This is a genomic window from Levilactobacillus tongjiangensis, from assembly GCF_003946345.1.
Classification (GTDB): Bacteria; Bacillota; Bacilli; order Lactobacillales; family Lactobacillaceae; genus Levilactobacillus; species Levilactobacillus tongjiangensis.
In genome coordinates this window covers 41,365-67,356 of sequence record NZ_RHNY01000008.1, presented here as the reverse complement: position 1 = coordinate 67,356, position 25,992 = coordinate 41,365, and the positions used below count along the sequence as shown (strand labels likewise).

Annotated in this window: 27 protein-coding genes and 1 other annotated feature; of the genes, 4 read left to right on the top strand and 23 right to left on the bottom strand. The window is 47.2% G+C overall.

From position 1 onward, the window contains the following. Window positions 1-587 precede the first annotated feature (587 nt). A complete protein-coding gene (locus tag EKM75_RS06370) occupies window positions 588-1,259 on the bottom strand; it encodes a GW dipeptide domain-containing protein (RefSeq protein ID WP_125693047.1) in 672 nt (223 codons plus the stop codon). 1,153 nt (window positions 1,260-2,412) lie between these two features. Continuing rightward, complete coding sequence (locus EKM75_RS06365) at window positions 2,413-3,309, bottom strand: 3-hydroxyacyl-CoA dehydrogenase (RefSeq protein WP_125693045.1); 897 nt, start codon at window positions 3,307-3,309, stop codon at window positions 2,413-2,415. A gap of 194 nt (window positions 3,310-3,503) precedes the next feature. Between EKM75_RS06365 and EKM75_RS06360 the strand changes: the two genes are divergently transcribed. Further along, a complete protein-coding gene (locus EKM75_RS06360; RefSeq protein WP_125693043.1) occupies window positions 3,504-4,082 on the top strand; it encodes an LOG family protein in 579 nt (192 codons plus the stop codon). A 123-nt stretch (window positions 4,083-4,205) separates the two neighbouring features. Here EKM75_RS06360 and mprF read toward each other — a convergent pair whose 3' ends face one another. The 20 genes from mprF to EKM75_RS06260 form a co-directional block, all read right to left on the bottom strand. Beyond that, window positions 4,206-6,815 carry a bifunctional lysylphosphatidylglycerol flippase/synthetase MprF gene (gene mprF, locus EKM75_RS06355; RefSeq protein ID WP_125693041.1) on the bottom strand — a complete coding sequence of 870 codons (2,610 nt, stop codon included), beginning with the start codon at window positions 6,813-6,815 and terminating at the stop codon, window positions 4,206-4,208. Window positions 6,816-7,553: 738 nt separating this feature from the next. Continuing rightward, complete coding sequence (locus tag EKM75_RS06350) at window positions 7,554-8,942, bottom strand: sensor histidine kinase (RefSeq protein ID WP_125693039.1); 1,389 nt, start codon at window positions 8,940-8,942, stop codon at window positions 7,554-7,556. Between the two features lie 6 nt (window positions 8,943-8,948). After that, the gene (locus tag EKM75_RS06345; protein WP_125693037.1) at window positions 8,949-9,644 is read right to left on the bottom strand and encodes a response regulator transcription factor; all 696 of its coding nucleotides are present in this window, start codon (window positions 9,642-9,644) and stop codon (window positions 8,949-8,951) included. Between the two features lie 170 nt (window positions 9,645-9,814). Then, window positions 9,815-10,129, bottom strand: a complete 315-nt coding sequence (locus tag EKM75_RS06340; RefSeq protein ID WP_225426670.1) for a hypothetical protein — start codon at window positions 10,127-10,129, stop codon at window positions 9,815-9,817. A gap of 68 nt (window positions 10,130-10,197) precedes the next feature. Beyond that, complete coding sequence (rplL, locus tag EKM75_RS06335; protein WP_125688436.1) at window positions 10,198-10,563, bottom strand: 50S ribosomal protein L7/L12; 366 nt, start codon at window positions 10,561-10,563, stop codon at window positions 10,198-10,200. Between the two features lie 58 nt (window positions 10,564-10,621). Next, window positions 10,622-11,128 carry a 50S ribosomal protein L10 gene (gene rplJ, locus EKM75_RS06330; RefSeq protein ID WP_125683849.1) on the bottom strand — a complete coding sequence of 169 codons (507 nt, stop codon included), beginning with the start codon at window positions 11,126-11,128 and terminating at the stop codon, window positions 10,622-10,624. A gap of 24 nt (window positions 11,129-11,152) precedes the next feature. Continuing rightward, window positions 11,153-11,277: a sequence feature (ribosomal protein L10 leader region), on the bottom strand. A gap of 72 nt (window positions 11,278-11,349) precedes the next feature. Continuing rightward, window positions 11,350-12,048 (bottom strand): 50S ribosomal protein L1, encoded by a 699-nt coding sequence (gene rplA, locus EKM75_RS06325; RefSeq protein ID WP_125683848.1) that lies wholly within the window; start codon window positions 12,046-12,048, stop codon window positions 11,350-11,352. 98 nt (window positions 12,049-12,146) lie between these two features. Further along, window positions 12,147-12,572, bottom strand: a complete 426-nt coding sequence (rplK, locus tag EKM75_RS06320; RefSeq protein WP_125683847.1) for a 50S ribosomal protein L11 — start codon at window positions 12,570-12,572, stop codon at window positions 12,147-12,149. A gap of 239 nt (window positions 12,573-12,811) precedes the next feature. Further along, window positions 12,812-13,363, bottom strand: a complete 552-nt coding sequence (nusG, locus tag EKM75_RS06315; RefSeq protein WP_057732911.1) for a transcription termination/antitermination protein NusG — start codon at window positions 13,361-13,363, stop codon at window positions 12,812-12,814. 123 nt (window positions 13,364-13,486) lie between these two features. Continuing rightward, window positions 13,487-13,663 carry a preprotein translocase subunit SecE gene (gene secE, locus EKM75_RS06310; RefSeq protein ID WP_125693035.1) on the bottom strand — a complete coding sequence of 59 codons (177 nt, stop codon included), beginning with the start codon at window positions 13,661-13,663 and terminating at the stop codon, window positions 13,487-13,489. A 47-nt stretch (window positions 13,664-13,710) separates the two neighbouring features. After that, entirely contained in the window at window positions 13,711-13,860 is a 150-nt protein-coding gene (gene rpmG, locus EKM75_RS06305; RefSeq protein WP_125693033.1) for a 50S ribosomal protein L33, read from the bottom strand. 74 nt (window positions 13,861-13,934) lie between these two features. Further along, window positions 13,935-14,504, bottom strand: coding sequence for a sigma factor (locus tag EKM75_RS06300; protein ID WP_125693031.1), 570 nt, complete (start codon window positions 14,502-14,504; stop codon window positions 13,935-13,937). A 71-nt stretch (window positions 14,505-14,575) separates the two neighbouring features. Beyond that, window positions 14,576-15,121: an NYN domain-containing protein gene (locus EKM75_RS06295; RefSeq protein WP_125683843.1), complete on the bottom strand. Its 546-nt coding sequence runs from the start codon at window positions 15,119-15,121 to the stop codon at window positions 14,576-14,578. 29 nt (window positions 15,122-15,150) lie between these two features. Next, complete coding sequence (gene rlmB, locus EKM75_RS06290) at window positions 15,151-15,930, bottom strand: 23S rRNA (guanosine(2251)-2'-O)-methyltransferase RlmB (protein ID WP_125683842.1); 780 nt, start codon at window positions 15,928-15,930, stop codon at window positions 15,151-15,153. After that, entirely contained in the window at window positions 15,930-16,337 is a 408-nt protein-coding gene (locus tag EKM75_RS06285; protein WP_125693029.1) for a Mini-ribonuclease 3, read from the bottom strand. Before EKM75_RS06285 ends, rlmB begins: the two co-directional genes overlap by 1 nt. 3 nt (window positions 16,338-16,340) lie before the next feature. Next, on the bottom strand, window positions 16,341-17,750 hold the full coding sequence (gene cysS / locus EKM75_RS06280) for a cysteine--tRNA ligase (RefSeq protein ID WP_125693027.1): 1,410 nt from the start codon (window positions 17,748-17,750) through the stop codon (window positions 16,341-16,343). A 293-nt stretch (window positions 17,751-18,043) separates the two neighbouring features. Further along, window positions 18,044-19,534 carry a glutamate--tRNA ligase gene (gene gltX / locus EKM75_RS06275; RefSeq protein ID WP_125693025.1) on the bottom strand — a complete coding sequence of 497 codons (1,491 nt, stop codon included), beginning with the start codon at window positions 19,532-19,534 and terminating at the stop codon, window positions 18,044-18,046. A 151-nt stretch (window positions 19,535-19,685) separates the two neighbouring features. Then, window positions 19,686-20,867 (bottom strand): PIN/TRAM domain-containing protein, encoded by a 1,182-nt coding sequence (locus tag EKM75_RS06270; protein WP_125693023.1) that lies wholly within the window; start codon window positions 20,865-20,867, stop codon window positions 19,686-19,688. A 37-nt stretch (window positions 20,868-20,904) separates the two neighbouring features. Then, window positions 20,905-22,287 (bottom strand): DNA repair protein RadA, encoded by a 1,383-nt coding sequence (gene radA, locus EKM75_RS06265; protein WP_125693021.1) that lies wholly within the window; start codon window positions 22,285-22,287, stop codon window positions 20,905-20,907. Between the two features lie 90 nt (window positions 22,288-22,377). Then, the gene (locus EKM75_RS06260; RefSeq protein ID WP_125693019.1) at window positions 22,378-22,917 is read right to left on the bottom strand and encodes a dCTP deaminase/dUTPase family protein; all 540 of its coding nucleotides are present in this window, start codon (window positions 22,915-22,917) and stop codon (window positions 22,378-22,380) included. Window positions 22,918-23,090: 173 nt separating this feature from the next. On the opposite strand from EKM75_RS06260, the gene EKM75_RS06255 reads away from it, so the two are divergent. The 3 genes from EKM75_RS06255 (at window position 23,091) to EKM75_RS06245 (ending at window position 25,274) form a co-directional block, all read left to right on the top strand. Then, window positions 23,091-23,411, top strand: a complete 321-nt coding sequence (locus tag EKM75_RS06255) for an N-acetyltransferase (protein WP_225426669.1) — start codon at window positions 23,091-23,093, stop codon at window positions 23,409-23,411. A gap of 25 nt (window positions 23,412-23,436) precedes the next feature. After that, window positions 23,437-24,123: a ribose-5-phosphate isomerase RpiA gene (gene rpiA / locus EKM75_RS06250; protein WP_125693017.1), complete on the top strand. Its 687-nt coding sequence runs from the start codon at window positions 23,437-23,439 to the stop codon at window positions 24,121-24,123. 344 nt (window positions 24,124-24,467) lie between these two features. Then, complete coding sequence (locus EKM75_RS06245) at window positions 24,468-25,274, top strand: aldo/keto reductase (RefSeq protein WP_125693015.1); 807 nt, start codon at window positions 24,468-24,470, stop codon at window positions 25,272-25,274. Window positions 25,275-25,419: 145 nt separating this feature from the next. On the opposite strand, the gene EKM75_RS06240 is transcribed toward EKM75_RS06245, so the two are convergent. Beyond that, complete coding sequence (locus EKM75_RS06240; protein ID WP_125693013.1) at window positions 25,420-25,878, bottom strand: hypothetical protein; 459 nt, start codon at window positions 25,876-25,878, stop codon at window positions 25,420-25,422. Window positions 25,879-25,992 lie beyond the last annotated feature (114 nt).

The following is a 25,992-nucleotide window of genomic DNA, read 5'->3' as shown; positions in this document are numbered from 1 at the left end:
GAAACCATTCATACCCATGTCCTTTTCTGTACCTTCTAAATTGAATAATGTCTCCCAACTTAGCTTTTTTTTTCAACCATTCTTACGACTGTAGCTCTCTGTTTTCTAGAGAATTTCTTTCGACTTATCCGGGTATAATGACGTTTATGCCCATATTTCGTCCAGTGTTTATAAAAGTCTACAACCGACGTCCAGGAAGTCGAATATTCTGCCCAAACAAGTCCATTTTTTTGTGTAGAAACCACTGCTTAGTAGAAGTGCTGCGATTATGATGATGCACTTTATGAACATAAACTTTAGCGCCCCCATGTCTCACAATTTGTGAAACATAATTTGTACAATAATCGACCACGCAAGGTCCTGGGCTGGAAGTCTCCAGCAGAAGTTTTCTTCGGGCAATCGTTACACTTGATTTGACAATTCGTCATTAGAAAAGGGATTCTTAAACAACCAGAGTCATGTTTTTAATATGATTATTTTTGGGGAATTTTCGCATCAATCCTAATATGCTTGATGTAGTTGCCCGTTCATCTTCACATCAATTCTCGATCCTTGAGTAGCATCATCCAGGAAAAATCTTACGAAGATTACCCGATTATCTCTGACGCCGTCATAACCGTAACGATAAAAAGTATCATTGTACATCTTATTGCTGGTTTTTTTAACCTCGGTTCGCGTGCGGTTGCTGAATTATCTTCAGCTTGGACAATCAAAGTTTTCAACTGATTATCCTGACTTAGTGAAGCAACTTTGATACGTGGCTTCTTTTTGTTTACCCACACTCTTTTGGTGAGCTGTGTATTACGCGTTAGGTAAGCAACAGGGTCTAAATACCGGCCACTTAATACTGCCCCTTGATAAATCCAACCCAATTTTTTCCCGGAAGCTGTCTGTACTTTTATAAAAGTCCCATGTAATCGGGTATGCATTTTCTCAGTCGCATATAGCGTACGAAAACGATAAGTACTGCCTCGGTACTGTTCCTTAACGCTCTGCCGCGTCCCTCTTGGATACGTCCAAAAATTATACTGACTGGATTTTAAGTTAACTGGCGTTTTTTTAATCGACGTTTGGGCCAACACCGTCTTGACCTTTTTTACAGCACTCCGACGAACATAGAATGTTCTGGACGGTTTTCTACGTGCATGCCCTTTCGTAAATGCCCAATCAACCGATTGACGCTGAAGGCCAATGTACTTAACACCATGGTGCGTCATCTCACGTTTTTTAAAATATAGATTTTTTGTACGTGGATCCATCACCTTAGTTACCAAAGGCGTCGATAGGTGCCGACTATACTTCACCGGACTCGAGTTTTTAAAAGCATAACCGTATTTTTGAGAATTTGAATTCGCCGAAATACTTACGATTGGCAGCAAATACAGACAAATTACCCCAATTGATACAATAATTTTTTGAATAATCGATGTTTATCCATGCTCACACGCCCGCCTATCTATTAAATAACTGTTTAATCGTATACTGATGAGCATTAGAAGCTCGTACATATTTTCCATTTTGATTATTTTTAACGAAGATACCTTCTGTTCACCTGTAGAATCCGCATATGCATCAACCGGCTTTAACTGGCTCAATGAAAGAGAAAACAACGAAATTCCTAATAACCCCAAATACTGATAATTCCTTTTATTTATAAATTTTCCATATTTACTTGTCACTTTTCTTGACTGTCTATTCATTTCGACGCTCCTCCCACTTTCACCTATTCAAGCACAATATACTATCCACTCGAGGCAATGTGTGGTGCTTCCTTTTATAATTTATTCTTAATGTTTTCTTTAGTCAATAGTAATTTAGGTGAACCTTAATCCAAAACGCTAGTTTGCTCGCTTAATGATGCAACCAATCATAGTTCAAATCCGTTTAAACTCAGTTAACCTATAAATAAGGCCTACACCTCTTCACTAACTCAAAAAAATTAAAAAGGCGCTCACCTGAATTGGTGAACGTCTCTTGAGATGACAGTTGTACTAAGCTACTTTCTTTCGTTTCAATTCCGCCATTCCAACAAGACGGTACCCGTACTGGATCCAATGTTAGTTCCAGAACCAGAATTTCCAGAATCATCGGAATCTGTTTTCCCACTATTGTTCTTATCATAGTCTGCTTTTCCAGTCGCATACCCAGAATCATAACCTTGATTATAAGCCTCGGACTGATTAGCTTTAGGATTTGACCCTTTACCGCCTTCGCCATCAGCATTTCCATCGGTTTGGCCGGCCTTATAATCATTAGCGTTTTTCGTCGCCTCATCGTCATAAGCCTTGGTATAAACATCACTACCATTAGGGTCTTTAGAAGCTACCGCAAATTGCGGGCCTTTTGCAGACTATTTGATTTGATTCAGAATTCTATCCAGTAAATATTACATGACTAGCACTACGCGTTAATTTATATTAAAAAATCAGCCCGCTCATACGCCGGATGCGGATACTGGTAAAAGCCGTGGTTACTTTCCAAGCCTAGTCGATGCTGATCTAACAACGCCATTTTTAATTTATGGGCCACTTCAACCAAGCCGCCCTTCCCTGGCTGAGCGCTAGCCGCTAACAGACCGTTGTAAACGCGTTTCAACCCAATCTGGTCGAGAATCGCAAACGGTCCCTTCGGTGCGCTGGTGGCAATCATCCAAGCTCGGTCGATAGTAGCCGGCTCCGCGATACCGTTGGCCCACAGTGTCAGTGCGGCCTCCAAGAACGGTGTCGTTAACGTGTTAATCACATACCCTGGTTGTTCACGCCGCAATAAAATCGGTGCCATGCCAATATCCTTGGCAAACTGGACAACCTCCTGATACACGGCCGGATCCGTTTCGGGTTGTCCCATGATTTCAGCCGCGTGGTCGGTCCAAACTGGACTGGTGAAGTGCAAGGCCAGAAAACGGTCAGGGCGGCCCGTCATCACCGCAAATTGACTGGGGATAAATGTCGCTGAGTTTGTCGTGAAAATCGTCCGGGCGGGGGCTACTTTCGCCAAGGTGGCGTAGAACTCCCGCTTCACGCCGGCCGCCTCGGGGATCGCTTCAATTACCAAATCGGCGTCCTCGACCGCCGTCTCCAAGTCCGTGGCATACCGAATGCGCTCATTGGTATCGTGTAACATGGCGGGTGTGGCGGCCAATTCCCGGGCATAAATGGTATCCCAGGTGGCCACGCGCCGCTTGCTAGCGGCTACCTTAGCTGCGTTGACCTCACAAATTGTGAGCCGAAACCCACTATAGGCGGCCTGGTAGGCAATCTGACTTCCCAACGTGCCGCCGCCCGCTACAACGACCCTTTCAATAGCCATGACCCTTCATCCTTCCCGTTAGTGAACCTTTTATGTGACCAGCTTAGAAGGGTCCCCGCTAAAGGTCAATCAAAGCATCCGGCTTGATGCTAACTCCTTACTAAATTGAAAGGCACTTACAAAAAACTATCTCCCCCCCAACACTGGTTTGCGTTATAATGGTGCCAAAATAAGTTTACTTGGGGGTCAACTTCATGCCAAAAATTAAAAATGTTTGTGTCTTCTGCGGATCCAACCACGGCTACGATCCAAAGTACTTAAGTGAAACGAATAACCTCGGCCAATACTTAGCTGAGCACCAACACCCTGTTGTTTATGGTGGCGGTAAGGAGGGCCTGATGGGGGCTATCGCCACCTCGACCATGGAGGCTGGCGGTGAGGTCATCGGCATCATCCCCACCTTCCTACGTGAGATGGGCCTAGCCAAGGAAGACGTCACCACCTTCATCGAAACGGCCACCATGGACGAACGTAAGGATGAGATGTTGCGTCAGGCTGATGCATTTATTGTGCTACCTGGTGGCTTTGGTACCTTTGAAGAATTCACGACCATGCTGTCGTGGAGTCAGATCAACGTTCATCAAAAGCCCATCGCCCTCTTCAACATTGACCACTACTTCGATCCACTGGTTACGATGATGCAGAGATGTTGCGACGAAGGTTTTGCCCCACAAGAAAACCTGCAACTCTTCATCGATGCCGCCACGATCGACGAGATCTTCTCGGGTTTTGAAAATTTTCATCACCAATTACCTTATAAGTACACCAACTAAAGAGGTCAAAATAGTGGCCCAAAAGATAAATTTATAGATAAAAAAGGTCTGAGAAAAACTCAGGCCTTTTTTACGCTCCAAACATATATAGTCAAAACGTGCGACGAAAGCCAGTTAAAGAATTTACTCACGATTTGGCCATGTCGCCACGTTGCTCAACCAACCGCTTAACCACTTGGGAGCTGCTTTTTCCTTAGCGGTTGGACGATTGATTGTCAGGATAAGCTGTAACATGCTAAAGATCAACGACTGACGGCGACGATATGCCAGATACTTTGGTTGCCAAGTCGTCACGTATTTCTCCTTATAGGCCCGTAATCCCTGGAAGCTGTAAAAGTTGTAGCCATACTCGTAAATCAAGTGAGCCGCCCGTTCCTCAATGAAACTAAACTCAGACACCCCCACGTTAGCGAGTGGTGCCATCCCCAAATTAAAGCTCTGATAGCCCTCTTCACGGCAGGTTTCAAACAAATATACGAACAAGCCATCCATAATCCCCGACGGTGCGTCCCGACTGGCCCGCATTAAATCAATCGACGTCATGCGTTGGTCGCCAGTTGGCATAAGATTAGCAAAAGCCACCACTTTTCCCGCTGCATCCTGCATAACGGCAATCGGTGCTTCATTTAAATAATCCCGATCAAAGAACCCCATTGAGAACCCCTTCTCAGTCTCGTCACCTAACCAAGACGTTGAAATTGCCTCAAGCTCGGCCAACTGTGACGTACTAAATGGCGGCTGAAGGAGGGCAAACTGATACCCTTCCCGCTTAAATTTATTGATCAAGGCTCGTTCACCACGGTGGGCCTTGCCAGCGAGAGTAAAGTCGTGCAGGTCAACGTGCCCCTCTTCACCAACCTTCAAAAAGTCGAAACCCATCTCGTGTAACCGAATCGTTAGGGACTCGCTGATCTCATAAAAGACGGGCCGGAATCCAGCCTGGTCGGCATCGTGCATAAAGGCCTGTAACGCGGCGGGAACGGCTGTTTGATTGCCAATGGGTTCCCCCATGACTAATAGTTTGTCGGCTCGTTGCCGATAGAGTAAGAAGAGCTGATCGACCCCGCCTTCCTGGTAAAAGTACACCTGTTTGTCCCGCAGAAAGGCAAGATGACTGACTTCATTCCCACCAAATTGACGAATCACCCGCCGCACCCGGTCTGCATCAAAGGGCTCTCGAAGCCAAGCCACGGGCCGACCAGTTAAATAGCGGTTAATCAGCACCAAAATCAACAAGGCTAGCAGTAGTCCGCCTAGACCATTCAGCCAAACCTGCATGGAAGGCAGCAGCCACGAATCTGGTAACAGTGGCCAGTGACGATGGCCTTCATTTAAGGTAAAGAGTCCCAGTACGGTATAGCTCAAGAAGGTCACTACGAAGATGCTACCGTCCACCAGCAAGCCGCCCCAAGAATAGTGGAAACCCGCACGGTATAACTCCGGTCGAGCCAGTAACAGGCAAATGAGGACTACGCCTAATAACACCGCCAGCCCCGCCGGAAAGTTCTCCTGCCACAGCGTATTGCCAATGGCAATGACCAGCACCACCAGTGTCGGCCAAAAAGCGCGTTGGACCCGGGCACCGATGCCACGCGCTAGCCCAATCAATAGGAAGGCCATCACGATATTGGTGAGCTGATTTAAGAAATAAAACATGTAGGGCACCAACCGTAAATAGAAGTGATTAGCCAGGACCACGTCTGGAATCGTGGCAAATAACAACATCATAACACCAGAGAAGTACATGAAGGTCGTCACGAATAACTGGGCAGCCCGACGGGTAGCAGCCACTGGGAGGCCATTTAAGAAGCGATTCAGACGATGGCCGATATCATGAATGAAGAAGCCCACCCCGACACCAAATGGCAGGAGGTAGTAAAACAGCCGGTATAGGAGCAACCAGCCGGTTGCATCCGCCCGACTCACCCCTAACAGGCCCAGCCCAATAATCATAAACACGTCAAAGGCCCCTAACCCGCCGGGAATCATGGAAACAACTCCCGCCACTGAGGCCACAACGAACATGGGTAGCACTGCCAATAAGGGAATCGGTAGGCCTAACGCCCAGCCAATTAGAAGAAAGAAGAGCGCACAGCTCCCCCACTCCAAACTGGACCCAACGATTAGACTGAGCTCTCGTCGCCAGGTCAAGTCCGCAAAAAATTCCCCATCACTGATGCGGGTGAAGATAAATACCCCCGGAAAGTACAAGCCCCCGCCGAGAAGCCAAAACCAATAAACTCGGTACGGTGCCCCAATATCCAACCCAAAGAGTAGAATCAAAGCGACCCAGCAAAGGAGTGACAGACCAGCCAGCAGAAACAGGGCAATCTTTGAAATTGCGTAAAGCACCTGCTTCTTACTGGCCGATTTCGCGTAAAAGTTGGCCCGGAGGCTCGCCCCTAGCAAGCCGCCCATCCCCGCTAGGTTGGTAAACGTATTGGTGACCCAACCGCTACGGACGATATACCCCGTAGAGAAATGGCCGGGTAAAAATTTTACAATGGTGAAGTCATAGACCAACATCGGTAGGACTGCCACAAACCCACCAACTAGGAGCAACAGGAACATGCCCGTTCCCAGACCGGCTAGTTCCACCCTGATCTGTTCGCCATTCACCTCGCGGGCAATATGGCCCACCTCACGAATGATGAAGATTAATACAGAAAATATAAAAATACCCTTAATCAAAGTTAGATGCTTTTGAATTCCAGTCCAGAGTTGCTTCCCCATCAGCTCCGCCTCCCCCATAGTCCTTCATTATGCCAACCACCAACTTAAATCACAATCAGAGCGCCGGTTCATTAGCCAGTTACGTTAATGAACTTATCTTGCCCCCCACGTTATGTAAAAAGGCCGAGAAATTTCTCCCGGCCTTTTTGGGTGTCTTGATTCCCCAATCAATGACACCTACACACTATTTCATCACTTTTTTATTTCCCCGCTAAGCAAGTGGCGTCGGCCCGGAACCTCGCCAATTCTTACCTTAGTTGTTTGAATTTCCCTTGCTCTCATGACCACAGTCACTTTACTGACGATTTCCCTAAACTGCCACGTTGGCTACCTCAAGCTAGCGGCCAACGTCGTTGATACGACGGTTACCAGCGTCCCCCAACGCTGACGACCGCCACGAATCAATCCCCCAACTGATTCGTGCTGGCCAATGCCTGGTTCTCATTGACTAAACCTATAATAGTTAATCTGACTGACTTTAAAAACTGGTTGGAAAAGAGATTTATCTGAGAAATTTTCAGAATTGAACTCACCAATCATCGCAATCCGAAAGAGAATGCAACCAAAGGCGGTTAGTCAATGGGCGAATACTCTTGTTCTTGGATTGTCCGTCTATCGGGGTTAAGTGGCGTTGACTGACTTGTGGCGCACGTTTCGCCTATATCCGTTCGAAGTGCAAAAAGAGTGTGCGACTTTTGTCTCACACCCTTAGTAATCAAATCCAGTTAGGAAAAGAAATTACTTTGGAGCTGTCTCAACACTACTAGTAGTTGGTGGAAAAGTCATGATAAACTGGCTGCCCTGTGGGTGATTATCCATCACCTGAATGTCCGACTGATTTATTTTGACTAACTGGGCAACAATTGCTAGTCCCAGACCGGTACCCCCAATTTCACGTGTTCGTGCAGAGTCCACCCGGTAAAACCGATCAAAAATGCGGGCCTTATCCTCATCGGTGATGCCGATTCCCAGGTCGGCAATCGTCAATTGCACCCGCTCGGTGTCAGCAGTCAGCTCTATCGTAATTGGTTGGTCTGCTGGGGAATACTTCCCCGCATTCTCCATGATTGCTGCCAAAATCTGCTGGACACTTTCAGCATTCCCAAAGACCTGCACCCCAGTTGCCACCTTCACATTAAGGGGTTGCTGTAAAACTGCACGTTCTTCCTCAATCGTCTCATGGACAATCGCGGTTAAATCAAAAGATACTAACTTCAACGTACCCCGGTCTGCCCGAGAGAGTGTTAATAGGCTGTCTACTAGCTTTTGCATGCGCAGGGATTCCTCACCAATGAAGTGAATTGAACGTGGGATAATCTCTGGATGATCGGCCGAGCGGCGTTCTAGCAGTTGGACGTGACTCCGAATCGCAGCAATTGGTGTCCGTAATTCATGAGCGGCATTAGACGTAAACTCCCGCTCCTGCTCAGCGTTTTGGTTGATGGCTGTGAGTAATTCGTTAAAACTGGCTGCTAATTGACTGACTTCTTGTGGTCTGACCGGCACTGGTAAAATTGCCTTAACAGTCTTCGTGTGGGCTTGCTTTTGAGCAGCCACATTCAAACTTGCTAATGGCTTAGTAATCTTGTTCGCAGTTCGCCGGACGTAAATCCACCCAATACCAATCATCAAAATGGCCACCAAAACGGTTACCAGCAATACCGAATATAGAATCGTCATAACAGGGGTTAAACTCATCCAGATTTCAGAATAAAATCCTTCACGATGGCCAGAACGGTAGTACGTAATCCCATACCCAGGCGTATAATCTAGTGCCGGAAAAATCGGTATGGGATAGTGCCGTTGCCGAATAAAACGACGGGCCCGTGCCGAATAAAAGGTACTAGTTGGCTTTCTATCATGATCCTTATAAACCCGCACAAATGTATTTCGGGTATCTAGTGGGCTCGTTCGTTGCCAGTAATTCCAATCCGGACGGTCATCAATGAAGGACCGCCTCAGGCTACGAATAAGCTGTTGTGATGAACGCTCGCTCTGTTTGACCAGTTGATAGCCCACCGTACTAAAAACCGCCGCTCCCATAATGAGCGTCATTAACACTAGCATAGTTAAAAAACGCCGCTGAATTTCTTGCGCAGTTGTCCGCGTAACTTGTCGTTTCTTCATTGGCAATCACCCATTGTACTCTGTGGAAAGAACGTAACCCACGCCACGGACTGTGTGAATCAGTGGGGGCAATTGTTCTTCATTCAATTTGTGACGGAGATAACGGACGTAAACATCTACGATATTCGGTTGTCCTTCAAAGTCGACACCCCAAACCGCATTGAGTAAGTCATCTCGGGTCATCGTCTGGCCGGAATTCTTCATGAGACACAGCAACAACTGGTACTCTCGTTGCGTCAACTGAATCAATTGCCCATTACGAAGAACCTGGCGCGACTTCGTATCCAACGTCAAGTCGCCCACATGGAGTTGACTTGCCGCTATTTGGTGATGTGTTTGATGCCGCAAAATCACGCGAATTCTCGCGAGTAACTCTTCGATATCAAACGGTTTGGTAATATAATCATCAGCTCCCGTATCCAAACCAGCCACCTTATCACCGACGTAGTCTCGAGCCGTCATCATGATAACCGGTAAGTCATCGTGCTTACGAATCCGCCGAAGAACGCCCAATCCATCCAACTCAGGAAGCATCCAATCTAATAGAATCAAGTCCAGCTGTCCCCGATTACTTTCATAAATACTTAGCGCTGTCTTGCCATCTTGTGCGTTCAAGACTGTGTAATCTTCAAATTGAAGCTCTGTGGTCAACGAATCAAGTAACGCTGCGTCGTCCTCCACAATTAAGATTGTTCCCGCCATGCTGAAACCTCCCGTAAGTTTTACTTATCCTTAGCATAGCGATGTTGCCACTAAAATACTATCTGCTTCACTTAAACTTAAAATTTTAACTATCAGAAGCGCTATCCTTAATGAAATTGTGAATTCAAAAAAACCGGACGACTACCCATCCGGTCTCAATAATTCTTTACTTATTTCGTTAGCGGGTGTTCTTTCATAATTAATGCATAATGTGCCAACTCTTCAAAGGCAACTTGTAGCCGCTCGGCAAAATGCTTGCTATTAGGCGCATCCAGCGACAACCCACCATCTTCTAAAAAGTTGGGGTCGGCATTCCACAACAAAACTGGCATTGGTAACACCATCATCTTGAGCATCTGCAAAATACCGACAAAGGAAGCAGCAGCCAACATTCCACCATCACTATACTTAGAGTAGGTCACGATTTGTACAGGCTTATTAGCAGTCTCTGGTCCCACAAAATCAACTCGGATCAACTGATTCATCAATCACCAACTGCACAAAAAAACCACTACCCGCAGGCAGTGGTTTTTCATTTCGTAAGTGAAGGTGACTACTTAAGAGTAACCACACCACCAACGGCTTCAAGCTTTTCCTTGATGTCGTTAGCTTCGTCTTCAGAAACGCCTTCCTTGATGACAGATGGTACGTTGTCAACGAGGCCCTTAGCGTCCTTCAAACCTAAACCAGTGATTTCACGGACAGCCTTGATGGCCTTAACCTTGGCGTCACCAGATTCAGTTAATTCAACGTCGAATGAATCCTTGGCAGCAGCGTCGCCACCAGCAGCACCGGCTGCAGCAACTGGTGCAGCAGCGGATACGCCGAATTCGTCTTCGATACCCTTAACTAAGTCGTTAAGGTCAGTAATGGATGCTTCTTTAAGAGAAGCGATGATAGCATCTTTATCAAAAGCCATGTTATTTTCCTCCAATAATTGGGTTTTATATTTTATGTTTCAAATTTGAATCAGGGACTTAGGCTGCGTCGCCTTCGTCACCCTTTTCAGCAATCGCCTTAACAGCGTAAGCCACGTTCCGTACTGGTGCTTGTAAGACATTAGCCAGCATAGAGAGCAGGTCTTCACGACTAGGCAAGGTAGCGTAGGTGTTGATTTCGTCGATAGACATGATCTTGTCTTCGATGTAACCACCCTTGATTTCAAGGGCGTCAACACTATCCGCAAACTTCTTCAAGACCTTAGCTGGTGCGATTGGATCCTCGTCAGAGAAAGCAACGGCAGTAGGACCGGCGAAAAGATCGTTAAGACCTTCGTAACCAGCTTTTTCTGCAGCACGTACCAAAACCTTGTTCTTGATGACGTTCATTTGGACGCCAGCTTCACGTAATTGCTTACGTAAGTCAGTAGCTTGTTCAACTGTTAACCCACGGTAATCAACGACGATAGCACTAACGGCGTTGTTGAATTTCTCAACAACCTCATCAACCTTTTTTGCTTTGATTGCAATAGCTTGTTCACTCAAATTGTTCACCTCCCGGAGTAGTTTGGTGGGATAAAAAAATCCCTATGCCACCAAGACATAAGGAGTCCAAAGTTTAAGTAAACTTCTTCCTCGGCAGGAAATTAAGACCATTAGGCCACCTGAGTCTTAGGTAGATCTATTAAATACAACTTCAATAGCATACAATACTTCGACATTGCTGTCAATGCACTGATAGGGATTTTTTTAATTCACGTTTTAACTTAGGCTAATAAAGAAGCCAAGTCAACGTCGACGCTAGGGCCGAACGTTGAAGAAATTGAAACGTGTTGTACGTAAGTACCACGTACAGCAGCTGGACGAATGCGAACAATCGTTTCAGCAATGGTCTTCAAGTTGCCGGCAAGCTTGTCAGCATCAAAGGAAACCTTACCAAATGGAACAGCAACGTTACCATCCCGGTCAGTCCGGTAAGTAACTTGCCCGTTCTTAGCATCGGAAACGGCTTTTTCGACATTCATCGTAACCGTACCCGTCTTAGGGTTAGGCATTAAGCCCTTAGGTCCTAAGACACGACCTAAACGACCAACTTGGGCCATCATATCTGGCGTTGCAATAGCAACGTCAAAGTCCAACCAGCCATCTTGGATGCGTTCTACTAAGTCTTGTTCGCCAACAACGTCAGCACCAGCTGCTTCAGCAGCCTTAGCTTGGTCACCCTTAGCGAATACGATTACCGTGGTATCTTTACCGGTACCATTAGGTAATACCAATGCGCCACGGAGTTGTTGGTCCGCTTGCTTTGTGTCAACGTTAAGCTTGAAGGCAACTTCAACAGTTGCGTCAAACTTAGCGAAATCCATCTTCTTTACTAAATCAACGGCGTCGCCCATGGTGTAGACCTTGTCGGCCTCGACCAGTTTGGCAGCGTCTTGATACTTTTTACCTCGTTTGTGAGCCATTTTTGTGTATTCCTCCTTGCAAATGTGGTTGTAACGGATAAACCTCCCACTTGACACATTTCATTTTCGTGAAGTGTCCGACTATCCGAAAACTGAGCTTAACCTTCGACCGTGAAGCCCATGCTCCGGGCAGTACCTTCAATCATGCGCATAGCTGCTTCAACGTCAGCTGCGTTTAGATCTTGCATTTTAGTTTCAGCGATTTGCTTAACTTGATCCTTGGTTACCGTAGCAACCTTTTTCGTGTTAGGTTCGCCAGAACCACTTTCAACACCAGCGGCCTTCTTCAACAGAACAGCTGCTGGAGGGGTCTTAGTGATGAAATCAAAGGAACGATCTTCATAGACACTGATCACAACAGGAATCAGCATACCAGCTTGGTCAGCTGTACGTGCGTTGAATTCCTTAGTGAAGCCCATGATGTTGATACCTGCTTGACCTAAAGCTGGTCCAACTGGGGGAGCTGGGGTTGCTTTACCCGCAGGAATCTGTAATTTGACGACATTAGCTACTTTTTTAGCCACGAGACAATACCTCCTTGAGTCCGTGTGTGGTAAGTGGAGCTGTTAGTTTGCTCCTCCCACGTTAACTGTACGCTCTAACGCATACTTGAGAATCATACCACACTTTACTAACTACAACAAGTTCTTTTCAACCAGATACTGACTGATAGTTCTGAATGGACGGGTTTCTCCACCCTGGGCTGAAGCACCAACTGTCGGCTGTAACCGGCAATCAACCATCATTATGCATTCAAAAGAACTTAACCTAAGATAGGGTCGACTTGATCAAAGTTCAGTTCAGTACTCGTTTCCCGACCGAACATATCAATGTTGACCTTCAACTTCATCTTTTCGTTGTCAACTTCCGTAATCTTCCCAACTAAGCCACTGAAGGCACCGTCGACAATGGTTACTGAATCTCCAACGGCAACGTCCAGATCAGCGTGACGAGCAGAAATGCCGACCCGACGCAAGATGCGTTCAACTTCGTCTGGCAAGAGTGGCGTTGGCTTACTACCTTGTCCATGGGAACCCAAGAACCCAGTAACACCAGGTGTGTTCCGCACAATGTACCAAGCTTGGTCACTCATGACCATTTCAACCAAAACGTAGCCAGGAAAGGTTTTTTCCATTGTGACTTTGTCCTTACCGTTCTTAACTTCGTGTTCCTCTTCTTCGGGGACAACGACTCGGAAGATGTTGTCTTGCATCCCCATTGATTCGGCCCGCGATTCCAAGTTCGCCATAACTTTGTTCTCGTAACCTGCGTAGGTGTGAAGAACGTACCATTGCTTTTCAGCTGACTCAACCATGTTTGGTGCACTCCTTTAGTATTCTTTGACTTTTCGACCAAAATAAAAAAACTCCGCGTACACGAAGTTCCCTGTTACCAACCAATATAGCATATTTAATCGTCTTTGACTACCGACAATCCACTAGGAGACGAACTTTAAGCCGTACTGAACGACCCAGTCGACGACCGCAAAGAAGATCGCGAACAAGACGGAAATCCCAACGACGGTGCCAGTATCGTGCCGCGTTTGCTTAACCCCCGGCCAAGAAACTTGTTTCATTTCTGCTCCAACGGACTTAAAGAAACGGAATAAACGCATGGTGTTGCCTCCCTAAAATTAGTGTTTGTTGTGATTTACTGCGCGCATTAGCGGGTTTCACGGTGTAACGTGTGTTTCCCACAGTACTTACAAAACTTCATAACCTCTAGTCGCTCAGTGCGGGTTGCACTTGCTGTGATGGTGTAATTCCGTGACCCGCAAACTGAACAGGCCAGGGCAATTTTTCTTTGAGACATCTTGCCACCACCTTTAATTAAATCCTATTCAACTCATACTGCAATAGCTTACCATCGTTTGTCCCCGCCGTCAATCATTCAGCGAGGAGTCGCCGAAGCTTAACTTGACTCCGATGAGACGCCGCCGTGACCTGCCGGTAAGGTAACCGTTTTCGCTGACTGATCACTAAAAGTGTCTCGCCTCGCAGTAACCCGTTAAAGACGGTGTGTTCCACGCCAGATAGACTCTCCTGCACGCGCTGAACGGCATCTTGAACTTCCAACTGCTCCCGCACGGCCCATCGACTATCCTTTAAGGTATCAGCAAAATAGTCGCTGTTGGCTTCCAGTGAGATGACCTTACGGCTCTGCTGCCGTTTTAAAGCCTTACTCCGACGAATCAGATCAAATACCCGATGACGTAGGTTGAGCCGATAAAACGCCCCAAAATTTGGCGCCTTGGTGGCATCAAACCGCTCAACGGACCGACAGAAGACCACCCGGGCCTCCTGATCCCAATCATCCTGATCAAATCCGACAATAAAGTAGCGCTGTTGTAACTTCTTCAGTACGGGTCGGTAACGCTCAAAAAGAATATGTAGGGCGGGTGAATCTAACTGATCCTGTAAACACACTAATAAAGCCGCGTTGCTCATCTCATTCATCAAAAAACCTCCCCTTCAACTGGTTACCCCAGTTTACAGGAAGGCACAGCACCCTTCGTACGAACGGGCGTTTATTTCTTATCTTTTTTATGAGGCTTGGCCATCATTTGGTCCCGCAACTTTTCCAACTTATAGAGCTGTTGGTCATTCCAAGGTGATTTGCGCACAATCCCGCGGTCCGCAAACTCTCTTGCCGTTTGTTTGACCTCATTTTGGGCCCGTTCAATGTCCGTTAACAATTCTCCGGCCGGGATTCGTAAGGCACCCTCCGAGAAAATCGTCCACTGCTCCGCTTGATCACTCGTCGCTACCGTAACCTGTGTAAACCGCGTCTGACGTTCTTTGGCCAGCTTTTCGATATAGCTATCAGCGGTCTCGTCACGATTGGTCCACACAACCTCTAAGTCGAATTGATTGTAGCTCTTAGAAATGCCGGGAACGTACATCGCATCAAAGACGACCGTGATACTAGCGTCACGCAATTTCTTGTAATTTGCTAACAGGTTCAGCAACTCGTCACGGGCCTCAGGTAACCGATCCTGTAACTTTAACCGGTTGAGTTTGGGCCAGTTGCCGATCATGTTATAGGCATCGACAATTAAAATGTCTTCTTTCATTGACCTCTCCCTCGCTCATTTTCCTTAAATTAGTGTTGAACCGGGTGTCGGGAACTAAAACCTTGATACATCAATAATCCAGCAGCAACACTGGCATTCAAGCTTTGGACCTCACCGACCATTGGAATCGTCAACATTTGATCAACCGTTTCCTTCAGTAAACGTGAAATACCTTTACCTTCGTTACCGATGATCAGTGCCGTGGCACCCTTAGCATCCCAGTCACGGTAATCAGTTCCGGCCATGTCAGTCCCAAAGACCCACACGCCCCGGTCCTTTAACTCGTGGACGGTGTTGACCAGGTTAGTGACCCGGGCAACGGGAACGCGTTCAATGGCGCCTGTAGAAGTCTTGGCAACCGTCGACGTCAGGCCAACTGCCCGCCGCTTCGGAATGATGACACCATGCACACCACTGGCATCGGCCGTCCGCAGAATTGATCCTAAGTTATGAGGATCTTCCACGCCATCTAAAATTAAGAAGAATGGTGCTTCGCCAGCAGCTTCTGCTTTAGCAAAGAGATCATCGATACTAGCATAGGCAAAGGCTGCGACACCTAAAGCCACTCCCTGGTGATTCTGGTGTTCAGTCAGAAGGTCCAATTTTTGCTTAGGAACTTCAGAGATAACCAAGTGACGCTTCTTAGCTAATTGCCGGATTTCATCCAGTGCTTCTGCCTTCAGGCCACTCTGCAGGAAAACTTTGTTGATCGTTTGTTGGCTACGTAAGGCCGCAACGGCCGGATGCCGGCCAATGACAAAATCGCTGCTGATATCTTTATCTTCATTCGTTGGTTGATCTGGTCTCATTATTCAGTCCGCCCCGCTTCTACTTGTTCAATGCACCACTGACCGAGTTCATCGACTCGGGCCTGTTGACCGCTCAACGCAAGGTAACCCATCAAGGCTTCAAACCCGGTTGAGATTCGGTAAGTCACCACGTCCGTGTTCTTAGCGTGGGTGTAGCTCTTAGCGTTCCGTCCCCGTTTGAACATGGTCCACTCATCTTCGCTCAAAATCTTATCCTGTTCCATCAGGTCGATCAAAGCTGCCTGGGCCTTAGCGGAGACGTAGTGCGTCGCCTTTTTTTGTAGGTGATTCGGCTTAGCCAAGCCTTCCGCAATCAAGTGTTTCCGGATGATGACTTCGTAGGAAGCATCCCCCATGTAGGCCAGTGCGACCCCGTTCAGTTGCCGATAATCTACTTCAGTTGTCATTAATTAACCCTTTCTCCAACGCGTCCCTTGGGGCGTGTCTTCCAAAATAATTCCTTGATTCTTCAATTGTTCACGAATCTCATCGCTGCGTTCAAAGTTTCGGTTCTTTCGAGCGGCTAGTCGTTCATCGATCAATGCTTGAATCCCGTCGTCATCCAAAGAATCAGCTTCACTGAACGTAACCCCAAAGACACCGACTAAATCAGCCAATGTCTTGCGAATAAAGTTCAGCGTACCAGCAAAGACCACTGGCCGTTCTGCGTACACGTTACCTAACCGGGCCAAGTCGTGGACACCCGCAACACCATTTTGAACGTTAAAATCATCATCCATGGCATCAATGTAGTCCGCAACAATTTGCCGAGTCTCTTGCTCTACCTTAGGATCATTACCTTCTTCGGCGTCCTTTAAGCGGTAGCCCATGTTGTTGTACGCCGTTTGTAACCGTTCCAGGTTGCGTTCAGCCGTGTCCAGATTTCGTTGGCTGTATTGAATTGGTCGACGATACTGGGTCGTTGCCATAAAGAACCGCAACGTTTGCGGATCCACCGTCTTCAGAATATCGTGCACCGTGACAAAGTTGCCCAACGACTTACTCATCTTCTCATCGTCATCCCCGACGGTCACAAATCCGTTGTGGAGCCAATAGTTCACAAACTTTTTGCCCGTCTTGGCTTCACTCTGAGCAATTTCATTTTGATGGTGAGGGAAGACTAAGTCCTCACCCCCACCATGAATGTCAAAGGTATCTCCGAGGTAGTGGGTCGACATGACGGAACATTCGATGTGCCAGCCGGGACGACCCGCTCCCCAAGGTGATGGCCAGGAAATCTCGCCAGGCTTAGCACCCTTCCACAAGGCAAAGTCCACTGGATCTTCTTTACGAATCGTTTCCTCATCGTTGGTATGCTGAGAAGCGCCCTCTTCTAAATCATCAATATTCATGTGAGCCAGCTCACCATAATGGTCAAACTTCCGAGCCCGGTAGTAGACGTCACCAGCCACTGGGTAAGCGTAATCCTTTTTGATTAAGTCTTGCACAAATTCAATAATTTCATTGATGTGTTCAGTAGCCCGTGGATTGGCCGTAGCCGGTTCAATGTTTAAGGCTGCCGTGTCTTCCTTGAAGGCCTTAATAAAGTGGTCACCTAATTCAGGAACCGTGATGCCTTCCTTCTTGGCCTCGTTGATCATCTTATCGTCAACGTCAGTAAAGTTCGAGACATACTTGACCTGGTATCCCCGGTATTCAAAATACCGGCGAATGGTATCAAAGGCAATGGCACTACGCGCGTTACCAATGTGAATATAATTGTAAACGGTGGGGCCACACACATACATGTTGACCACTCCGGGGGTAATCGGTTCAAATGTTTCCTTTTGACGAGTCATGGTGTTAAATACTTTGAGCATCCCGAAGCTCCTTTCACGTCTCATAGTTTTCGTTAATTATCTCGTTAATGCCACCCGACTAAAATCATCCTGAATCTCATGGTGATTCCTTAACTGTCACCATAGTCGTGATGGACCCCAGCTGAAAAGAACCAGTTGTTGGGTCAGTAACTCACGATTGGGACCAATCGGGCGGTACGGCAGCCTACTTCATTGAAACAAACTGAGGTAGCTCCATTGTAGCATAACCAGGGGATAACAAAGAAGCCGAATGAAGTGCCAATTGGCCTTCACTCGGCTTCTTTACGAAATCATTAGCCTTCTAATTGCGCTAAAGTTTGTTTGATATGTGTTAAGGCAGTTTCCCGCCCAACTAATTCAATGGATTCTGGTAGTTCTGGCCCGTGCATTTCGTGGGTCACAGCAATTCGAATCGGCATCCAAAGTTGCCGACCCTTGATACCAGTTTCAGCTTGAACGGCTTTGATGACCTTAAAGATTTCTGGGGCATCAAACAAGTCCAACTTTTCAATCTGAGCAGCGAACGCCTTCAAGACCTTCGGTGCCGTCTCGTTGTTAATTTCGTCAAAGGCTTCACCACTAACTTGGTCAGGTTCTTCAAAGAAGACCGAAGCCATGTCATTGATTTGAGCCATATAACTCATCTGACGCTTGTACAGATTGATCAGTTGCCGTGCCCATTCGATCTTTTGATTGTCTGGGTTAGCTGGAATATTCCCGGCCTTGATCAACTGCTTCAAGGCAAGATCCATGATTGTACTGTCATCGGCATCCTTCACGTAACGGTTGTTCAACCATTCCAGCTTGTCGCTGTCAAACGTGGCCGGTGATGAGCTCAACCGAGTTTCATCGTACATCTTGATGAATTGCTTACGGTTGAAGATTTCGTCTTCACCCACTGGTGACCAGCCCAACAGCAGAATGAAGTTGAACATAGCCTCTGGTAAGTAACCCAGATCACGATATTGTTCGATGAATTGCAGAACAGATTCGTCACGCTTAGATAACTTCTTACCCGTGTCCTTGCTGATAATCAAGCTCATGTGGCCGAACTTAGGAGCTTCCCAACCAAAGGCTTGGTAGATCATCAATTGCTTAGGCGTGTTGGCAACGTGGTCATCACCACGGAAGACGTGGCTGATAGCCATCTTGTGGTCGTCAACCACCACGGCAAAGTTGTAGGTTGGCATTCCGTCACGCTTAGCGATAACGAAGTCCCCACCAATGGTATCAGAGTTAAAGGAAACGTTCCCCTTAACCATGTCATCCCAGGCAAAGATTTCGTCCTTAGGTACGCGGAAACGAACAACTGGCTTCAAGCCCTTAGCCTTAGCGGCATCGATAGCGGCTTGCTTTTCTTCTTCGCTCATCCCAGCGTATTCATATTCGTAGTGCGGCATTTCTTTGCGAGCTTTTTGGGCTTCACGGTCGGCTTGTAATTCCTCTTCCGTCCGGTAAGATTCGTAAGCCTTGCCTTCATCTAACAGTTGTTGGATGAGTGGCGTGTAAATATCGCGCCGTTCAGATTGACGGTAAGGACCGTAGTCGCCACCGACGTCAGGACCTTCATCCCAGTCCAAGCCAAGCCACTTTAAGTTTTCTAGTTGGCTCCGTTCACCGTCTGCAATGTTTCGTTTCGTATCCGTATCCTCGATCCGGATGATGAACTTACCCTTGTTGTGACGGGCAAATAAATAATTAAAAATGGCCGTCCGGGCATTACCAATGTGCAAATGACCGGTTGGGCTCGGTGCGTACCGAACCCGAATTGAATTTTTCGCCAAAACGTTTGCGCCTCTTTCTAAATTTTATTCACGTTTAATTGCTGACACTTCGTCATAATTTATGACGCAATGTTCTAAGTTTACAATGCTCGCCAAGAAAAATAAAGGCGTGACCCTCAATCCTTCTCAGAATTCCGTCAATTTCAGCAAATTAACGGGAACGCTTTGTATTTTTAGACCCCTTAGCTGCTGACTTTTCACTTTCAGTCTGCTCCTCAATATTCTTGCTAGAGTGAGCTGGCTTAGCAAAAATCATCCGACCGGCATCCGTTTGAATAGCACTCGTAACCGTGACATCCAACTGTTTGTTGATAAAGTAACGGCCATCTTCCACTACAACCATGGTCCCGTCATCCAGATAAGCAACCCCTTGTTGGCGTTCCGTCCCATTCTTGACGACCATCACGTGGATGTTTTCACCAGGAATGACCCGTGGCTTCAACGCATTAGCTAGGGAATTGATGTTTAAGACCTGAACGTTTTGGAACTGGATGACCTTGTTCAGGTTGTAATCATTCGTAACGATCACCCCGCCGTTTTGCTTAGCCAGGGCAATCAACTTGCTATCAACTTCCGGAATGTCTTCAAAGTCACCCTCATACATTTCAATCGGCATGATGTGTTCATTCTGGAGCTTGTTCAAAATATCCAAGCCCCGGCGACCCCGCACCCGTTTGATTGAGTCGCTAGAATCTGCAATGTACTGAAGTTCATACAGCACAAAGTTGGGGACTAAGAGGGTCCCTTCCAGGAAGCCCGTCTTAGCCAGATCATAGATACGGCCATCGATCAAGATGTTGGTATCCAAAATCTTGTAGTGGTGAAAATTTGGTTCCACCTCTTTGTCTAAAACAGTTTTTTCTGCTTTCTCCTCAGCGCTCTTCTTATTTCGTGGTTGGAACAGTTTCCGCCACTCTTCTGGCCGCATCTTACTCAACCGTACCCCGATTCGAAAACCAAAATAACCAAAGAGTAGCATTAAGATTCCGGGAATGACGGTTCCAAACAGGACGTTTGGAATCTTAAACAGGAACGACGAAATCAACAACGCTAGGACTAGCCCAACGATGGTCATCAACGCCCCCAGAATCATGGTCACTGGATTCTGCTGGTTCAAATAGGCTTCGATTTGATTGATTAGTTTCAGCAACAGGCCCGCAAAGAGCAATCCCAAAATCAGGAAAATAATAGCACCAAGCAAAATATTAACGAGCATGTTGTCGACTAACGGACTCGTAACCCCCACCAATACCCAGATGCGGGGCAGATAAGCTACCCCAAGAATGGCACCGATGACGGCAAAGACAATCAAAATCACTGTTTTCTTACGCATGTTTTATTCACCTCCCTTCACTGGCAGTGAACGTCTGTTAAACGCCCAACGCCAATTTCAACGTTTGTCTCAGCGTGGAAACCCCCACAACGTCGATTCCAGTCGGTGGATTCCACCCTTGAAGATTATTTTTAGGCACGTAAATCCGTTTGAAACCGAGCTTCTTGGCCTCGGCGACCCGCTGTTCGACCCGGTTGACTCGTCGAATTTCACCGGTCAGTCCGACTTCACCCACGAAGCAATCCGTAGGCGCGGTCGCCGTGTCCCGGTAACTGGAAGCAATCGACATCGCAATCGCCAAATCAATGGCGGGTTCGTCAAGCTTGACCCCCCCGGCAGCCTTCAGAAAAGCATCCTGGTTTTGGAGCATCAGGTTCGCACGCTTTTCTAGAACGGCCATTAGTAAGGAGACCCGGTTACGGTCCAAGCCACTCGAGGTCCGTTGCGCATTCCCAAAGACTGACGGCGTAATCAAAGCTTGAACTTCAACCAGAATTGGCCGAGTTCCTTCCATCGAGACCACAATGGCCGAACCAGTCGCATCCTTTAGGCGTTCCTCCAAGAAAATCTCTGATGGATTGGCCACCTCATAGAGCCCGCCTTCCCGCATTTCAAAGATTCCTAGCTCATTGGTGGACCCAAACCGGTTTTTCACTGCCCGGAGAATTCGGTAGGTGTGGTGCAAATCGCCTTCAAAGTACAATACAGTATCCACCATGTGTTCCAAAATCTTAGGCCCCGCAATGGCACCTCCCTTGGTCACATGGCCCACGACGAAAATCGTAATACCGTTGGTCTTGGCAATCTGCATGAGTTCACCTGTCACGGCCCGAATCTGTGAAACCGAACCAATGGCGGATTCAATCCCTGGTGCCTGCATAGTTTGCACAGAATCAATAACCACGTAATCCGGCTGCATTTGTTCAATATTAGCCCGAATGCTGGCCATATCCGTCTCTGGATAGAGGTAAAGATTATCGCTATTGACCACTAACCGGTCAGCCCGCATCTTGATCTGCGAAGCACTTTCTTCCCCTGACACATACAATACCTTGCCCCCGGTCTGACTAAGTTGGCCAGACACCTGTAGCAGCAAGGTAGACTTGCCAATTCCGGGATCCCCACCGATTAAGATGAGAGAACCAGGGACAATACCGCCACCCAGGACCCGGTTCAATTCTTCCATTTGCGTCTTGACCCGAGTTTCGGTGGAATGCTTAATTTCACTCATGAGCTGTGGGCGGGACTGTTTCCCACCCACAGCGGTTCGCGTGGATTGTGGCTTGGGCTTATTAGCAGCCGGCGTCACAACCTCTTCCACCATCGTATTCCACTCACCACAGTTGGGACAGCGGCCCAGATAACGCGGTGAACTATAGTCACAGTTCTGACAAACATAAGTTGTTCTTGGTTTAGCCACGTAGATCCCCCTGTTTTCTTGATTGATTTAACTTCATTTTAGCATACCTAATGGGCGTTCCCCACTAGTCTGTTGTGCTATTTTTACGGTCTACTGCTTGTCCGAAGATCCAAAGCCACCCGTCCGTTGTTGCTGTGGAATCTGCTCGCCATCAGCGAGTAAAAATGGCATGAAAATCCCCTGCGCAATCCGTTGACCCTTCTTGATAGTGAGGTCAGTTAGACCTACGTTGACCAGTTGCACAAAAATCTCGCCTTCGTTTTTGTCATTATTATAGTAATCAGCGTCAATCACACCCACCCCGTTTGGCAAAATCAAGTTATGTTTCAACGGGTTGCTGGACCGGTTAGCCAGCATCAGTACCTCACCCGGTTGCATAAATGCCTTGATCCCCGTCGGCACCAGCCAAGGCTTCAAATCACTTTGACCGGCCGTTAACTCAGCTGTTGTTAAGGGCTCGCGGTGTTTCAACCGTTTAAAGGCGTGCAATAGGTCATGCCGCCAAATAGATGGTAACGCAAAGTCCTCAGCACACTCAAAGTCGTAACCAGCTGCCTGTTGTGTAGTTCTATAAGGGAGTTTTAGCCCCTGATCGGCATACTTACTAACAATTTCAAATCCCCGTTGCATAAAAATCGACACTCCCTCATTTTTAGATGAACGCTAATCTTTCACTCTGTTACTAGAATAAGCATCCTCAGACCAGATTACCAGCAAAAACACGTTCTCACGAAAATTAGTTGACAACCCCTGCCTGATAGACCAAAATCGAAGTAAGACTGGTTTGAGAAAGGAGCTTTGGCATGGTGATGACGGAAGAACCTGGTCGCTTGACCCTGACGGCCGAGGACCAGTTACAGGCAAGCTTACACTACGTTTGCCTGAGTGACTCAAGCTGGGTACTCGAACAGATTTTTGTCCGGCCATCACAGCCTGCCACTGAATTAGCAGCTCAACTGATTACCCGGTTTATCGAGCTAGCAACGGCGGCGCACGTGACCGTTAAATTGCTGGACCCGTACGCCAAACGTTACTTTGCTCAGCATCCCGCCCCCACTTTACTGGCAGCCCATCAACTGCCAATCAGCGGTGCCGCGGCGGTACAACCAGTATCTTTAAACTAGAACATTCAGAAGAGGAGACATTTAGATGGATCAGAATGCATTAAAGGCCCTCGTTGGCCAAGAAGCTGTAAAGTACGTCAAAGACGGCATGATTTTAGGAATCGGTACCGGTTCAACCGTCCGTTATATGATCGATGCCCTTGGCAAACGTGTTAAGGAAGAAGGCCTCAGCATCGTGGGGGTCGCCACTTCAGATCGTTCCGCTAAGCAAGCTGAATCATTGGGTATCACCATTAAGCAATTAGATGAAGTTGACCACCTCGACCTCACTATTGACGGTGCTGACGAAATTGACGACAACTTCCAAGGAATCAAGGGTGGCGGTGCTGCCCATCTCTGGGAAAAAATCGTGGCTATCAACTCGACCAAAAACATGTGGATCGTAGATGAAAGCAAGATGGTCCATCACTTAGGCCAATTTCCACTCCCATTGGAAGTTATTCCATTCGGTTCTACCCATGTGTTAGAAAAGCTGGATAAGATGGGCTTACACCCTGAATTCCGGATGCAAGAGGACGGCAGCCACGTGCTGACTGACTCCAAAAACTACATCATTGACCTGCATCTAGGCCGGATCGACCATCCTCACGAATTAGCCGACACGTTAAACGGCATCGTCGGGGTTGTCGAACACGGGCTCTTCTTGGACACGGTCAACACGGTGATTGTTGGCCGCCAAGATGGCCCAGAAGTCCTGAACGCACGGGACTAGTTTTCGCTTAATCCTAAATTCTAAAAAGCCGCAGTCAATTCTAAAATAGAATTGACTGCGGCTTTTCTTATGATTTTCTTGAAAATGGCGACTTGAAGACGTGTCTTGCGACTTCAAGCGAGGGGCAAGACCGCTTTTTGGCTTGTCCCGTCCTGCCCACCGCGTTCCGGTCCAAATTTAGCGAACGGTAAGGCGGTAACTTCCCACTATGTCTGACCAAACCCCAATACCCAAAGGAATGGCCGCACGGTGATAAGGTGTCATCCGTGAAACTATTAGCCCAGTAGTGTATCATTAACACATGTTTATATTGCTTTAAAATATTTGTATAGTGAGGTAATTACATGGAAACGACACAGTTAAGCAACGGCGTTACCATCCCCATGTTAGGATTCGGCACTTACTTAATTGACAGTAAGGACGTCCCAGCAGCTGTCAAGACGGCCCTAGATGCTGGCTATCGGCATCTCGACTGCGCCCACATTTACGGCAATGAACCAGCCGTTGGTACGGCCATCAAGGCGTCTGGCATTGACCGTTCCGACCTGTTCATCACGTCCAAGGTTTGGAACGCCGATCAGGGTTACGATAAGACTTTGGCCGCCTTTGACCAGACGTTAAGTGACTTACAGTTAGACTATCTGGATTTATATTTGATCCACTGGCCAAATGAAGAAAACTTCGACCTCACCTTAGATACTTGGCGCGCCTTAGAAACCCTCTACCAACAAAAGAAGGTTCGGGCCATCGGGGTTTCTAACTTCTCAGAAGACCAACTGAATCAGGTTTTTGCCATGGCTAAGGTTAAACCAATGGTCAACCAAATCGAACGTCACCCATACAAGGTGCAAGCCGAATTAGGCAAATTCGACACGGACAACGGCGTACTTAACGAAGGCTACTCACCAATTGGTCACGGTCACCTGATTCTCGAAGACCCCGTCATCACTAAGCTGGCTGATAAATATGGGAAGTCCCCAGCACAAATTGTTTTACGGTGGCAAGTCGACACGGGCTTTGTGGTCTTCCCTAAGTCCTCAAAACCAGCCCGGGTCCGGGAAAACTTTGAAATTTCCGGCTTTCATTTAACAGCTGAAGAAATTGCAGAAATCAACGGCTTAGATCAAGACAAGCATCTAAATTACGACTAAACCAGCATTGAAAAATTAGAAATACCGGTCATTGAGACCTGACCAGCGTCTGAGAGAAATCTCAGGCGTTTTTTGTTTCCAACCTTTAATTGCTTGGCTATAGTCTCTACCGACTTATAATGCTAAGCCGTCTCGCTATCCCCTACTAAGATGGCATGATCCGAAATACCAGCCGAGTCGCTGCTGGCATCACAAATAGATCCCGAATAAAGTAGGCCGTCGTTAGGGTACTGAAGAACCCCAGGATAAACTGGCTCACTGTCATATGAACCAGTGTTCCATTCAACAATAATGCCCGCGTGCTCATAGTGAAACACATTGTCAGAAGCATGGTCCAACTACGAATCGTCGTGGACTTCGCCTGAATTTTCGCCTCATCAACCATCCGGTGAGTCTGCCATTTAATTAACAAGTTACTCAAGTTCACGGCTACCAGGAGGTTGAGAACAAAGGCGAAGGCAATCGTGGGCCCAACTGACAGCCAAAATACCCGCCACATGTTGTGGTTGATACCAACACTCTTCGCCATTCCCAACCAGCTCATACTGCTAGCCATTCCAGTGCACAAAAATAATGTAAAAAGTAATCGCTGTTTTAAAGTCATTTTAAAATCCTCCATATAGTTGATAAGGCAACTAATACAGAATAGTCGCATTTAGTGTATTTGTCAACTATATTTATGTTATACTAACCTAAATATCACAAAGGAGGCCGTTAC